The sequence below is a fragment of the Paraburkholderia sp. J41 genome (genome assembly GCF_905220235.1).
Taxonomy (GTDB): domain Bacteria; phylum Pseudomonadota; class Gammaproteobacteria; order Burkholderiales; family Burkholderiaceae; genus Paraburkholderia.
The window spans coordinates 25,825-38,914 of record NZ_CAJMZE010000008.1; the positions used below are offsets into that span (position 1 = coordinate 25,825).

General features: G+C 67.1%; 12 protein-coding genes. 8 read left to right on the forward strand and 4 right to left on the reverse strand.

Annotated features, from left to right (window positions below; all coding sequences use genetic code 11):
• The first annotated feature begins 71 nt into the window (after nucleotides 1-71).
• The 3 genes from xdhA (at nucleotide 72) to xdhC (ending at nucleotide 4,674) form a co-directional block, all read left to right on the forward strand.
• The gene (xdhA, locus tag U5805_RS10340) at nucleotides 72-1,601 is read left to right on the forward strand and encodes a xanthine dehydrogenase small subunit (RefSeq protein WP_322103381.1); all 1,530 of its coding nucleotides are present in this window, start codon (nucleotides 72-74) and stop codon (nucleotides 1,599-1,601) included.
• A 42-nt stretch (nucleotides 1,602-1,643) separates the two neighbouring features.
• Nucleotides 1,644-4,019 carry a xanthine dehydrogenase molybdopterin binding subunit gene (xdhB, locus tag U5805_RS10345; protein ID WP_322103382.1) on the forward strand — a complete coding sequence of 792 codons (2,376 nt, stop codon included), beginning with the start codon at nucleotides 1,644-1,646 and terminating at the stop codon, nucleotides 4,017-4,019.
• Nucleotides 4,020-4,185: 166 nt separating this feature from the next.
• Complete coding sequence (xdhC, locus tag U5805_RS10350; RefSeq protein WP_322103564.1) at nucleotides 4,186-4,674, forward strand: xanthine dehydrogenase accessory protein XdhC; 489 nt, start codon at nucleotides 4,186-4,188, stop codon at nucleotides 4,672-4,674.
• Nucleotides 4,675-4,794: 120 nt separating this feature from the next.
• Here the strand turns inward: xdhC and U5805_RS10355 are convergent, their stop codons facing one another.
• The 3 genes from U5805_RS10355 to U5805_RS10365 form a co-directional block, all read right to left on the reverse strand.
• Nucleotides 4,795-5,775 (reverse strand): LysR substrate-binding domain-containing protein, encoded by a 981-nt coding sequence (locus U5805_RS10355; RefSeq protein WP_322103383.1) that lies wholly within the window; start codon nucleotides 5,773-5,775, stop codon nucleotides 4,795-4,797.
• Nucleotides 5,776-6,015: 240 nt separating this feature from the next.
• Nucleotides 6,016-6,669 (reverse strand): 2-hydroxychromene-2-carboxylate isomerase, encoded by a 654-nt coding sequence (locus tag U5805_RS10360; protein ID WP_322103384.1) that lies wholly within the window; start codon nucleotides 6,667-6,669, stop codon nucleotides 6,016-6,018.
• A gap of 82 nt (nucleotides 6,670-6,751) precedes the next feature.
• Nucleotides 6,752-8,347 carry a TAXI family TRAP transporter solute-binding subunit gene (locus U5805_RS10365; RefSeq protein ID WP_322103385.1) on the reverse strand — a complete coding sequence of 532 codons (1,596 nt, stop codon included), beginning with the start codon at nucleotides 8,345-8,347 and terminating at the stop codon, nucleotides 6,752-6,754.
• 352 nt (nucleotides 8,348-8,699) lie between these two features.
• On the opposite strand from U5805_RS10365, the gene U5805_RS10370 reads away from it, so the two are divergent.
• The 3 genes from U5805_RS10370 (at nucleotide 8,700) to U5805_RS10380 (ending at nucleotide 10,158) form a co-directional block, all read left to right on the forward strand.
• Complete coding sequence (locus U5805_RS10370) at nucleotides 8,700-9,245, forward strand: hypothetical protein (RefSeq protein WP_322103386.1); 546 nt, start codon at nucleotides 8,700-8,702, stop codon at nucleotides 9,243-9,245.
• A complete protein-coding gene (locus U5805_RS10375) occupies nucleotides 9,242-9,595 on the forward strand; it encodes a BON domain-containing protein (protein ID WP_322103387.1) in 354 nt (117 codons plus the stop codon). The genes U5805_RS10370 and U5805_RS10375 overlap by 4 nt, the downstream gene beginning before the upstream one ends.
• A 302-nt stretch (nucleotides 9,596-9,897) precedes the next feature.
• Nucleotides 9,898-10,158, forward strand: coding sequence for a hypothetical protein (locus U5805_RS10380; RefSeq protein WP_322103388.1), 261 nt, complete (start codon nucleotides 9,898-9,900; stop codon nucleotides 10,156-10,158).
• 415 nt (nucleotides 10,159-10,573) lie between these two features.
• Here U5805_RS10380 and U5805_RS10385 read toward each other — a convergent pair whose 3' ends face one another.
• A complete protein-coding gene (locus tag U5805_RS10385) occupies nucleotides 10,574-11,362 on the reverse strand; it encodes a sulfite exporter TauE/SafE family protein (protein WP_322103389.1) in 789 nt (262 codons plus the stop codon).
• Between the two features lie 196 nt (nucleotides 11,363-11,558).
• Here U5805_RS10385 and rarD point away from each other — a divergent pair, with 196 nt between their 5' ends.
• A complete protein-coding gene (gene rarD, locus U5805_RS10390; protein ID WP_322103390.1) occupies nucleotides 11,559-12,446 on the forward strand; it encodes an EamA family transporter RarD in 888 nt (295 codons plus the stop codon).
• Between the two features lie 166 nt (nucleotides 12,447-12,612).
• Entirely contained in the window at nucleotides 12,613-12,996 is a 384-nt protein-coding gene (locus U5805_RS10395; protein WP_322103391.1) for a DUF5594 family protein, read from the forward strand.
• The last annotated feature ends 94 nt before the right edge of the window (nucleotides 12,997-13,090 follow it).

Sequence of the window (13,090 nt, forward strand, 5' to 3'; positions counted from 1 at the left end):
GTGCCTATGGGTTGTCAATATTGGCGGTGATAGTTTTCGAATCGTCCACTGCTTGAACCCAGAGCCAGAGAATGAGCCAGCCAATTCGCTTCTATCACCGCAACGCGATCCGCGAAGTCAGCGGCGCGGGCGTGACCCGCACCGTCCTCCAGTATTTGCGCGAAGACGCGCGCTGCACCGGCACCAAGGAAGGCTGCGCCGAAGGCGACTGCGGCGCATGCACGGTCGTCGTCGGCGAGCGCGACGCGCAGGGCGGCGTGAGCTTCAAGGCCGTGAACGCCTGCATCCAGTTCCTGCCCACGCTCGACGGCAAGGCGCTCTTTACCGTCGAGGACTTGCGCCAGCCCGACGGCTCGCTGCACCCCGTGCAACAGGCGATGGTCGATTGCCACGGCTCGCAGTGCGGCTTCTGCACGCCCGGCTTCGTCATGTCGATGTGGGCACTCTACGAGAAGCACGGCCACGAGCAGGCGGGCGGGGCGTGCGCGGGCAAGGGTGCGTGCTCCACGCCCTCGCGCCAGCAGATCGCCGATTCGCTCACGGGCAATCTGTGCCGCTGCACAGGCTACCGGCCGATCCTCGACGCCGCCGAGCAGATGTTCCAGGCCGGCCCGCCGAAGCAGCCCGTGGACGTGAAAGCGCTCGCGCAAACGCTCGCCGCGCTCGAGCGCGCCGACACGTTCCACTACGAACACCAGGGCCAGCGGTACGACGCCCCGCGCACTGTGGACGCGCTCGCGGCGCTCAAGGCCGCGCGCCCGGCCGCGCGCATTCTCGCGGGCAGCACCGACATCGGCCTGTGGGTCACGAAGCAGATGCGCGAACTCGGCGACGTCGTCTACGTGGGCCAGATCGACGCGATGCGCAGGATCGACGTGAGCGACGCGTTCGTCGAAATCGGCGCGGCCGTGAGCGTGGAGCGCGCCTACGCGGAACTCGCGAAGCACTATCCCGAACTCGACGAAATGTGGAAGCGCTTTGCCTCGCTGCCGATCCGCAACGCGGGCACGATCGGCGGCAACGTCGCGAACGGCTCGCCCATCGGCGACTCCATGCCGGGGCTGATCGCGCTCGGCGCGCGCGTGGTGCTGCGCGGCGGCGACGTCACGCGCGAACTGCCGCTCGAAGACCTCTATCTCGCGTACCAGAAGAAAGACATGGCCGAACACGAATTCGTGCTCGCGCTCAAGGTGCCCACGCGCACCGGCGCGCGCGCCAATCTGCGCTTTCGCACCTACAAGGTCTCGAAGCGCTTCGACTCGGACATTTCCGCGGTGTGCGCGGCCTTTGCCTATATCGCCGACGGCGACGTGATCCGCGAGCCGCGCATCGCGTTCGGCGGCATGGCGGCCACGCCCCAGCGCGCGGCGCATGCCGAAGCCGTGCTCGCGAACGCGCACTGGCACGAAGCCACGGCGCAAGCCGCGATGATCGCGCTCGGCAACGACTACGCGCCGCTCTCCGACATGCGCTCGACGAGCGAATACCGGCTCGAAACGGCGAAGAACACGCTGTATCGCTTCTGGCTCGAAACGCGTCCGCACAACCCGCTCGCCCCGCAGGCGCTGAACGTGCGCGCCGTGGCGGCGGAAAGCGCCTGAGCGCACGACGGGAACCCGCGAAAAAGATACGGAGAACGAACCATGAACCAGCAAGCCGAACCGTTCCTCGACGAGGCGAAGGCGCGCGAAGAAGCCGTCACCACGCACGAGCCGTTCGCGCAGGTACACGTCTCGCGCCCGCACGAATCGGCGCATCTGCACGTGAGCGGACGCGCCACCTACACCGACGACATTCCCGTGGTCGCGGGCACGCTGCACGCCGCGCTCGGTCTTTCGCAAAAGGCGCATGCGCGTATCGTGGCGATGGATCTCGCGAAAGTGCGCGCGACGCCGGGCGTCGTGGCCGTGCTCACCGCCGGGGACATTCCCGGCGTGAACGACTGCGGCCCGATCATCCACGACGATCCCGTGCTGGCGGACGGCCTCGTGCAGTTCGTCGGCCAGCCGATGTTCATCGTCGTGGCCACGTCGCACGACACGGCGCGGCTCGCGGCGCGGCGCGCCGAAGTGCAGTACGAGGAATTGCCCGCGGTGCTCACGGCGCAGCAGGCGCGCGCCGCGAATCAGTCCGTATTGCCGCCGATGAAGCTCGCGCGCGGCGAGGCGTCCACGCGCGCGGCGCGCGCGCCGCACCGGCATGAAGGCGAGATGCTGCTCGGCGGCCAGGAACAGTTCTATCTCGAAGGGCAGATCGCCTATGCGGTGCCGAAGGACGACGACGGCATGCACGTCTGGTGCTCGACGCAGCACCCGAGCGAAATGCAGCATCTCGTGGCGCACGTGCTGGGCGTACATTCGCACAACGTGCTCGTGGAATGCCGGCGCATGGGCGGCGGCTTCGGCGGCAAGGAATCGCAGTCGGGCATTTTCGCGTGCTGCGCGGCGCTCGCCGCGTGGAAGCTCCTGTGCCCCGTGAAGCTGCGCCCCGATCGCGACGACGACATGATGATCACGGGCAAGCGCCACGACTTCCACTACACGTACGAAGTGGGTTACGACGACGAAGGCACGATCGAAGGCGTCAGCGTCGACATGACCTCGCGCTGCGGCTTTTCCGCCGATTTGTCGGGGCCGGTCATGACGCGCGCCGTCTGCCACTTCGACAACGCCTACTGGCTGCCCGACGTTTCCATCGGCGGTTTTTGCGGCAAGACGAACACGCAGTCGAACACGGCGTTTCGCGGTTTCGGCGGCCCGCAGGGCGCGTTCGCGATCGAATACATCATGGACGACGTGGCGCGCTCGCTCGGTCTCGATTCGCTCGACGTGCGCCGCCGCAATCTCTACGGCAAGACGCACAACAACGAAACGCCCTACGGTCAGGTGATCGAAGACAACGTGATTCACGAGTTGATCGACGAACTCGTGGAAACGAGCGGCTATCGCGCGCGCCGCGCCGCGATTCGCGAATTCAACGCGAACAACGAGGTGCTCAAGAAAGGCATCGCGCTCACGCCGGTGAAGTTCGGCATCGCGTTCAACGTCACGCACTTCAATCAGGCCGGCGCGCTCGTACACATCTACACCGACGGCTCCGTGCTCGTGAACCACGGCGGCACGGAAATGGGCCAGGGCCTCAACACCAAGGTCGCGCAGGTGGTGGCGCACGAGCTGGGCATCGAGTTCGGCCGCGTGCGCGTGACCGCCACCGACACGAGCAAGGTCGCCAACACCTCGGCGACGGCCGCTTCCACGGGCAGCGATCTGAACGGCAAGGCCGCGCAGGACGCCGCGCGCCAGTTGCGCGAACGCCTCGCCGCGCTCGCCGCCACCCTCTTCGGCAAGGGCGAAGTGAGCGCCGCCGGGGTGCGCTTCGCGAACGACGAGGTGATCGTCGGCGAGACGGTGGTGCCGTTCGAAACGCTGGTTTCCAGAGCGTATCTCGCGCGCGTGCAGTTGTGGTCCGACGGGTTCTACGCCACGCCCAAGCTCTACTGGGATCAGGCGACGTTGCGCGGCCGGCCGTTCTATTACTACTCGTACGGCGCGGCCGTTTCCGAAGTGGCGATCGACACGCTCACGGGCGAAATGCGCGTGCTGCGCGCCGACGCGCTGCACGACGTGGGCGCGTCGCTCAATCCGGCGCTCGACGTGGGGCAGGTGGAAGGCGGCTTCATTCAAGGCATGGGCTGGCTCACCACCGAAGAGTTGTGGTGGAAGCCGGACGGCAAGCTCATGACGCACGCGCCGTCCACCTACAAGATTCCGACCGTCAACGACACGCCCGCCGAATTCAACGTGAAGCTGTTCAAGAACCGCAATGCGGAAGACAGCATTCACCGTTCGAAGGCCGTGGGCGAGCCGCCGCTGCTGCTGCCGTTTTCGGTGTTCTTCGCGATTCGCGACGCGGTGGCGAGCGTGGCCGACTACCGCTTCAATCCGCCGATGAACGCGCCCGCGACCGCCGAGGAAATTCTCAAGGGCGTGCGTGCCGTGCGTGCGATGGCGCGCGGCTGAGCGAACGCGAACGAGGGAAAGCCGAATCATGATAAGCAATCCGAATGATTTCGTATCGAATCATTGCGTACCGAATGGTTTCGCACCGGATCGTTGCGTAAGACAGGACGAGCGCGGCCGTGTCGTGATCGGCCGGCGCGGCACGCCGGTGCCGCAATACGGACCGATGCACGTCGTGCTGTTCGGCGCAGGGCACGTGGGGCATGCGCTCGTGACGCTGCTGGGCGCGCTGCCGTGCGTCGTGCAATGGGTGGACGAGCGCGACGAACTCTTTCCCGACGAAGTGCCCGCCAACGTGCAGGTCGAAGCGACCGACACGCCGGCCGCCGTCGTCGACGGCGCGCCGCCGGGCGCGTACTTCATCGTCATGACGCACAATCATGCGCTCGACTTCGAGCTGACCGAGCGCATCATGCGGCGGCGCGATTTCGCGTGGTTCGGCTTGATCGGCTCGAAAACGAAGCGCGTGAAGTTCGAGCGGCGCTTGATCGAACGCGGTTTCGACGCCGCGCGCATGGACGAGATGACGTGTCCGATCGGCGTGACGGGCATCGTCGACAAGGCGCCTTCGTCGATTGCGGTGGCGGTGGCCGCGCAGTTGATGCAGATGCGCGTGGCGGTGCGGGCGGTGTCGGAGGCGTTGGTGTCGGCGTAACGCGCTCGCTTCACGCTAACGAGCAAAGCAACGAAGCAACGAAGCAACGAAGCAACGAAGCAACGACAAAGGCGCCCGCGCGGCGCCTTTTTTATCGCGCGGCGCGAACCGGGCAGCGCATCAAGCCGCGCCGTCCTGCGCGTGCTTCGTCTTGCGCGCGCGCCGCGGGCCGCGTTCGCTCGTCAGCATCCCCGAAACCTCGTCGATCAACGCGCGCAGCCAGGCGACGTCGCCGGGCCGGTCCGGCTGCGGGTGCCACATCTGATAACAGCGAATGCGCGCGAACGAGATCGGCGTATCGACCACGGCAATCGGCAGGATGCGCGCGTAGTGCTGCGCGAAGCGGCGCGTGGTCGTGAAGATCAGATCCGATTGCAGCAGCACTTGCGGCACGAGCCCGAAATAAGGGAGCGTCGCGACGATGCGCCGTTGCGCGCCCGCCTTCGCAAAGCCCAGATCGATCGCGCTCGCGCGCGCGCCCGTGTAGGGCGTGGGCGCGAGATGGGGCGCGGCCAGATACGCCTCGCGCGTGAGTTCGCGGCGTGCGAGCGGGTGATCGGCGCGCATCATGCAGACGATCTTGTCGGAGAACAGGTCGCTGCGCTCGAAGCGTGCGTCGGGCTTGGGCCAGTTGCCGATCACGATGTCGAGTTCGCCCGCCTCCAGCGCGCCATGATGATCGAGCGTGGGCGCGAGCGAAAGAATTTCGAGCCGCGCCGCGGGCGCCGCCTCGCGAAAGCGGGCGATCAGCGTGGGCATGAAGAAGTCGTTGAGATAGTCGGGCGCGGCCACGCGAAAGGTGCGTTTCGAGCGCTCGGGATCGAAGTCGCCGTGCGGCGTGGCCACGAAGTCGACGTCGCGCAGCACGCGTTGCGCGTATTGCAGCAGCGACTCGCCGTACTCGGTCGGCACCATGCCCGCCTTGCCGCGCACGAGGATCGGGTCGCCGAGAATTTCGCGCAGCCGCCGCAGCGCCGTGCTGACGGCAGGCTGCGTCTGGTTCAGGCGCAGCGCCGCTTGCGTGACGCTGCGCTCGATCAGCAGCGTGCGCAGCACGCGCACGAGCCAGATATCGAGTGTGAGGGCGGAATCGTCGTCCATGGGGGCGGGGCGCTCGGTGCGCTTCGTTACGCTTGGGTGCGCTCAGGTCACGCCGATGCGCTTCGGTTTGCGCTGCGGTATGCGCTTCGGTACGTATCACGCGCTTCGGGTGACGGCCGGGCGCGTGGGCGTGCGCGCTCAGCCATCACCATAAGCTGCCGCGCGCGCCGCCGCCATAGGCCCCGCGCTATGGCGAACATCAGCGGCGCCGCGGCGCGCGTATGAACGGCCGCCGCCGCCTCACTTCACGGCGGGTTTCGGCAGGCCCGAAGGCAGCGCGCTGATGCGCTTCACTTCGCGCGAGTCGAGCCAGTTCGGGCTGCGCGCGCAATAGAGCACCATCGGCAACGCGTCCTCGCCCCAGAAAAGCTGCTTGTTCATCCAGAACGTGGGCACGCCGAACACGCCCATCGCGATCGCGTCGTTGGTGTTGCGGCGCAGTTGCGCGCGCACGGCTTCTTCCTCGATGATCGATTCGCCGTGCGCGATGCCCACGCGCTCGCACAATTGCTCGAAGCCTTCCTCGCTCGACGGGTCGCGCCCTTCGCGCCAGATGAAGCGGAAAATCTCGCGCACGCACGCGAAGTCGCCGCCGGCCGCGATGGCGAGCAGCATCGGCTTGATCGAATCGAACGGATGCGCGGGCGGCATCTTGAACGGAATGCCGAGCTGTTCCGCGCGAAAGAGCGCGTGCCGGTAGGTGAAGATGCGTTTGGCGGGCACGGCGGCGCCGAGCGGCTGGCCCCAGTGGCGATACAGTTCCGTGAGCAGCACGGGCACGGGCACGAAGTCGAAACCGGGCCATTTCTCGTGCTGTTCGAGCAACAGATACGAGAACGGCGACACGAAGTCGTAGAACCAGGCAGGCTGGTTGGCGTCGATGCCGTCGATCATGGTTTCCTCCGCTATGGGCGCATCAGTTTGCGCATGGGTTTGCGCATCATGCGGGCCGTTCTTCGAGCGGCCCGTCATCGGTTCAAGATTCTTCGCTTTTGCCTGGCTGCACCGTGCGGTCCTGGCGCGTTTGTCCGCCGGGTTCGGCCGGTGTGTCGCCGCGCCCGGCCGCTTGTGCTGCTTGTGCTGCTTTTGCTGGTTCTGCCGCTTTTGTCGCTTTTGTCGCTTGTGTCGTCGCTTGTGTCGCTTCTGTCGCTTCCGCGCCGTGCTTCGCGGGGCCTGCGCTGCCTTCCTGCGGCGCGGCTTCCTGCGCGGATTCGCTTTCGGCGGCGTCCGCCTCGCGCGCCGCCGCGAGCCGCGCGCGCACGAAACCGATATGTTCGCGCAAGACATAAAACTGATCGGCATAGGCGAGCGGCATTTTCAGGCCGTTCACGGACTCCTCGATCGTGTCGAGCTTGCGCACCAGCGCGCGGCGTTCGTCGGGCGACGTGTCGGCCATCGCGGCGCGCTCGATGGCGATCAGCGAGCCATACCAGCGGTAGATGCGCGATTTTACCCGCCAGGCGTAGAGCGAAGGCACGAGACGAAGGCCCGGAATCAGCACGACGATGATCGGCACCAGCAGCACCACGAGCCGGTCGGCGAGACTGGCGAGCCAGAACGGCAGCGCGCGGTAGAGGAAGCCCTTGCCGGACTTGTAATAACGCGCGGCGTCGTCGCTGATCGGGAAGTCCTGCGCGCGCGGCGCCGGGAATTCTCCCGCGTGCTGGAGCAGCGTGGAGCGGCCGTGGACTGCCTTCGCGGCTTCGATCAGCAGGTCGGAGAGCGCCGGGTGCAGCGAGTCGCGCGCGACCAGTTCGACCGTGGGCGCGATGAAATGCAGCGCCGTGGCGGGCAGATTGCGGCCGAGGTCGAACGCGCCCATCGGCATGGTGATGGCGGTGAGATACGGAAAGCGGCGCGCGTAGGCGTCGGCCTGGATGAAGTCGAAAAAGCGCACGCCGGGCATGCGCATCAGGCGGCCCATGACGGGCGGCTGCGCCGAGTCGCCGGCGAGAAAGGCCGCGTCGATCTTGCCCGCCACGAGCGCGCGCGCGGCGTCGTCGCCGGAAAGCGGCAGCAGTTTGGTCGGCCCGCCCGGCTCGATGCCGTTCGCCTTCAGGAGCGCGAGCGCCAGCGCGCGCGTGCCGCTGCCTTCCGCGCCGATGGCGAGCCGCTGACCCTCGAACTGCGAGAGCCGCGTGAGCGCGACGGGGCTGTGATAGAACACCGCGAGCGGCACGTAGGCCACGCTGCCGAGCGACACGAGCCCCGCGGGCACCGTGCTGGAAAGGCCGTCCTGCACGAAGGCGACGTCGACGTGCGCGGACGCGTCGGAGAGGCGCTGGAGGTTTTGCGCCGAGCCTTCCGATTCGAGCACCGTGAGCGTGATGTTGTTGCGCGCGAGGATCGTCTTGTACTTCTGCGCGGCGTTCCAGAACGTGCTGCCCTTGGGGCCCGCGCTCATCGTGAGCGTGTTGGGCGGCGCGGGCTGGATCAGGCGCACCGCGAGCCAGATGGCCGCGAGGCTCACGAGCAGGATGGGACCGAACGAGACGGCCAGGTCGCGCCACGAAATCGCCACGAAACGCGCGACGAGACGGGGAGGAGATTTGCGGCCAGTCGGGGACTTCATCGGGATAAAGCGGGCCTCGGAAGGTTCCAGGGGTGTGGCATGCCGCATGGCGTGCCGACGCGGTCGGTTTGCGTCGACGAATGGCCGCGCCGGACGGACGTCGAGCGGCGCAGGGAGCGGGGCAGGGAGCCAGGCGCGGAGCGAAACACGGAACTGAGCACGAAGCGAAGCATAGAGCGCCGATGGTACATGAGATTCGGCGCTGCGGCGGCGCGGGGTTCGTCCGGGTTGCGAGGCGCGCGCGGCGGTGTTGCGCGCTTGCCGCCTGGTTGCTGCCTGCTTGCCGCCTGTTAAGCGCACGCCTGACGCGGCTGCGCTAAACTCTTTGCGCTTGTTCTTAAGCCAGGCTAAATTGTCGTTCGCCGCAATGCCGGTGAGCCGCATCGGTGTTGAGGTCTCGCCGATGTCGGCGACGTTGCCGATGTTGCCGATGTTGCCGATGTTGCCGATGTCGCCGATGTCGCCGATGTCGCTAATGCCGGCGCGCTGCACCGCGAAGGTGCCGGTGAGCCGCGATCGGCGAGTCCGGCGGCCCAAGCAGCCGGCAGTGCGCAACGAGAGCAACAACGAAGAAGCCATGACGCGCCGGCGGCAACGAGCGTCACCGAGCATCGACAAGTATCGACAAGCATCAACGAGTCATCGCGAACAATCGCAAGCAGGCTCAGACCTGCCGGGACGCAGCACCACCCGTGTCCTTCATCCTTGCCTCTCGCAATCTGGCGTTTCCAGACCCTGGCAGCGCTGTCCGCGCGCGCATCGCGCGTTGGGCGCGACCGCCATCGGTAGTCGTAACGAAACCGTCGGATCATGCCGGCACGCGGCGCGAGCGCCGCTTGCCGGTGGAAAAGACGGTCCTATCAAGGCAACAACGCGAAGAAACAAGGAGAGAACATGAAATCGGTCGCTATTCTCAAGACGCTGGGCGTGGCACTCGCCCTGACGGTGACAGGCAGCGCGGCTTACGCGCAGGACGACTCGGCAAGCGCACCGGCCGCCACGGCATCGGCCAAGCCGGCGCCCACGGCCAAAAAGGCCGATCGCAAGCTCGGCTACACGGTGCGCAAGGCGCTGTCGAAGGGCCAGGGCATCGACGTGTCGAACATCACCGTGCGCTCGCGCGCCGGCGTCGTCACGCTGAGCGGCTCGGTGCCGGATCAGGGCCAGATCGACAAGGCCGGTTCGGTCGCGCAAGGCGTGGCGGGCGTGAAGTCGGTGAACAACAAGCTGACGGTCATGCAGCAGTAATCGCCGCGCGGTCCGATGCGCGCAGCACACGAGCCCCGGCCAGTCCGGGGCTTTGTTTTTTGGCGCGCGGTTTGCCGCATTCTCGACATGCCCGGCGCGCACTGCGCGCGGTTTTGGCGCAGCGCCTGCCTCGCCCTTGCCGCGCGGGCGTTGCGCGGCCTTCATACGAAATCCGAAGTCCTGCGCGCGTGCAAGAGATGTGGCGTGACACACAGTTTTTACGCGGTTGGGGGTATACCGTGATAGTGCGTGCGCGTCCGTCAGAAAGCGCGCTTCATGTGGCCCGATTGCAGGGAATCGCCATGACTATCCATACCTATACCGACTTGCCTCTCGTCGATCGCGCCGCGTTCGAGCTTGCGTGCGCGCGTCACGGTTTCGCGCCGATCCACTTCGACGTGCGCGGCGAAGCCGATCCCAACGATCCCGAACACGGCGAATTCCTGATCGTGCGGCGCGGCGCGTGGGCGCAGGCCTATCGCATCGACGCGCGCGGCCAGTGGCTGCGCCAGTTCGAAGTCGATCTCAACGGCAAATTCTTTCGCCAGGCGCCGTACGTTTGAAGCCGGGAACCCGGTCGAGCCGGACCGTTCGGGGAATGGTTGCGCCGGTTCGCGCCGGTTCGCACAGGGTCGCGCGCCGGTTCGTGCTCTGGTTCGTGCGATTCCCGGCCGCCGGTTGGAAACGCGGCGCTTCGCGGGCCGGCGGTTTTAAACGCGTCTTTATCGAAACGCGTCCTATCGCGGGGCGCCGGCTGGAAATACGCTACTTTCGCGGCCGGCGGTTTTAAACGCGTCTTGTCGAAACGCGTCTTATCGCGGGGCGCCGGCTGGCAATACGCTGCTTTCGCGGCCGGCGGTTCGAAACGCGTCTTGACGGTTCGAACCGCGTCCTATCGCGGGCCGCCGGGCGGAAACACGCTATTTTCGTGGCTGGCCGATGCGAAACGCGTCGCTTCGCGGCTCGCCGCTTCGAACCCTACGCGAGCACGAGCCGCACGCCCACGAGCGTGAGCGTCGCGGCCAGCAGCATGCGCAAGAGCCGCTCGGGCGCGCGCGACGAAAGCAGGCTGCCGATCGCGATGCCGGGCAGCGAGCCGCACAGGAGCGAAAGCAGCATCTGCCAGTCGATCGAGCCGAGCAGCCAGTGCCCCGCGCCAGCGAGCAGCGTGAGCGGCACCGCATGCGCGACGTCCGAGCCCACGATGCGCACGGTCGGCAGCGCGGGATAGAGCAGCAGCAGCACCGTCACGCCGATGGCGCCCGCGCCCACGGACGTGAGCGACACCAGCACGCCCAGCACGACGCCGGTCAGGATGGTGAAGAACAGCGTGCGCGCCTCGCCCGCTTCCCGCCGATGCCGCGACGCGAACGCCGCGAGCTGCGGGCGGAACATCAGCGCAATGGCCGTGATGAGCAGCGCGACGCCGAGCACCGCCTGGATCAGGTGCCCCGCGCGCGGCGTGTCCATGCCGTAGCGGTGCAGCAAGATCAGCGTGACCGTGGCCGCCGGCACGCTGCCCGCCGCGAGCCGCAGCGTCACGCGCCAGTCCACCGAACCCTTGAGACCATGCACGAGCGTGCCCGCCGACTTGGTCGCGGCCGCGTAGAGCAGGTCGGTGCCCACGGCCGTGGCCGGATGCACGTTGAAAAGCAGCACGAGGATCGGCGTCATCAGCGAGCCGCCGCCCACGCCGGTCAAGCCGACCAGGAAGCCGACGAAGAGGCCGGAGACGGAGTAAAGCCATTCGATATGGGGTAGGGACATCGCGCGCTTTATGGCTGAATCAAGGCTCGATCACGAGCCGTCGGGAGATTTTTCGGCCGCCGCATGCGCGCCGGGACGTGCGAACGAGGCGGCGCGCCGGGCTGGACAACGGCTCTCGCCGGCGGCGAAAATCCGCTATTGTCGCAAAACCGGCGGCCCGGCGCAGGGTGAGGCCGCCGCATAACCCCAACCCGACATGAATCCCGGCATTCTCTACGCATTCGCGGCCTTCGTTCTCTGGGGCCTCTTTCCCATCTACTTCAAAACGCTGCACCAGATTCCCGCGCCCGAAATGCTCGCGCACCGCATGGCGTGGTCGCTGCTGTTCGTCGCCGCCGTGCTGGTCGCGCGCCGCCATTGGCGCTGGCTCGGCGCGACGCTGCGCGAGAGGCGGCTCGTGCTGCGCTTCGTGGGCAGCGCGGCGCTCTTGTCGGGCAACTGGGGGATCTATATCTGGGCCGTGAACGCGGGGCATATCGTCGAGGCAAGCCTCGGCTACTTCATCACGCCGCTCATCAACGTGCTGTTCGGCTTTGCGTTTCTCGGCGAGCGGCTGCGCCCGCTCCAATGGACGGCCGTGGCCATCGCGGCGGCGGCCGTGGCGTGGCTCACCTGGCAGAACGGCGCGCCGCCGTGGATCAGTCTCGCGCTCGCGGCCACCTTCGGCGGTTACGGCCTCATGCGCAAGACCGCGCAGATCGGCGCGCTCGAAGGGCTCACGCTCGAAACGCTGCTGCTCTTTCCCGTGGCCGTGCTGTATCTGAGCGTCGACGCGCTCGCGGGCCACAGCCATTTCGCCCACGCGCCGTTCGGGCTGCAACTGCTGCTCGCGCTTTCGGGGCCGGTCACGGCCATTCCGCTGCTGTTGTTCGGCGCGGCGGCGCGGCGCATTCCGCTTTCGATGCTCGGGCTGATCCAGTACGCGACGCCCACGCTGCAACTGCTCACGGGCGTGCTGATCTACGGCGAGCCGTTCGGCCAGGTGCGCGCGCTCGGCTACGGCGCGATCTGGATCGCGCTCGCGCTGTATTCGCTCGAAGGCGTGCGCAGCGCGGTGGCCGCGCGCGAGCGGCGCGTGGCGTGACTCGCGCGCGTCATCTTTCACGGCCGTCAAATTTCCTACGACGTTTGGCTGATGCGCTCACGGCGCGGTAGGATGCAACGACGTTTCGTCCGCCGCTTTTCGTTCGCCGCTTTTCGTCCGTTTCGTCCGCTTTTTGCCCGTTTCGTCGATATGGAGCGTTCCGCGCATGAGCATTGATGCCATTCATCGCTTCGAGGAAAGTTTCGCGCCGCGCATCGCGGCCGCGCTTGCGCGCCAGTTCGACGACGCCGTGCGCGTGGAGGTCGTGCCGTGCGAAGGGCGCGGTCACCCGACGCGCGTGCTGATCCGCGCCGAGCCTTATCACGGCTCGCGCCATCATGGGTCGTACGCGCTGAACGTCGCGCTCACTTGGGACGTCGACGAAATCGAGCGCTTGCTGGAGCCGGACGGCGAGGCGCGTTTCGCGCACTATCTCGATTCGCTCGAACGCAAGATCAAGGCGTGGGAGTCGGCGCGGCCCATCGACTTCGCCTCGCTCACGCAAGCCGAGCCCGAAGTGCTGCTCGGCGGGCTCGACTTCGAAGGCTGAGCGGCAACGCCGGCCGCCGCGCCCAGTTAAATGCCCAGCGAAGTGTTCGGTTAAGTGCGCGGCTAAGTGCGCGGCTAGGTGCGCGGTTACGTGC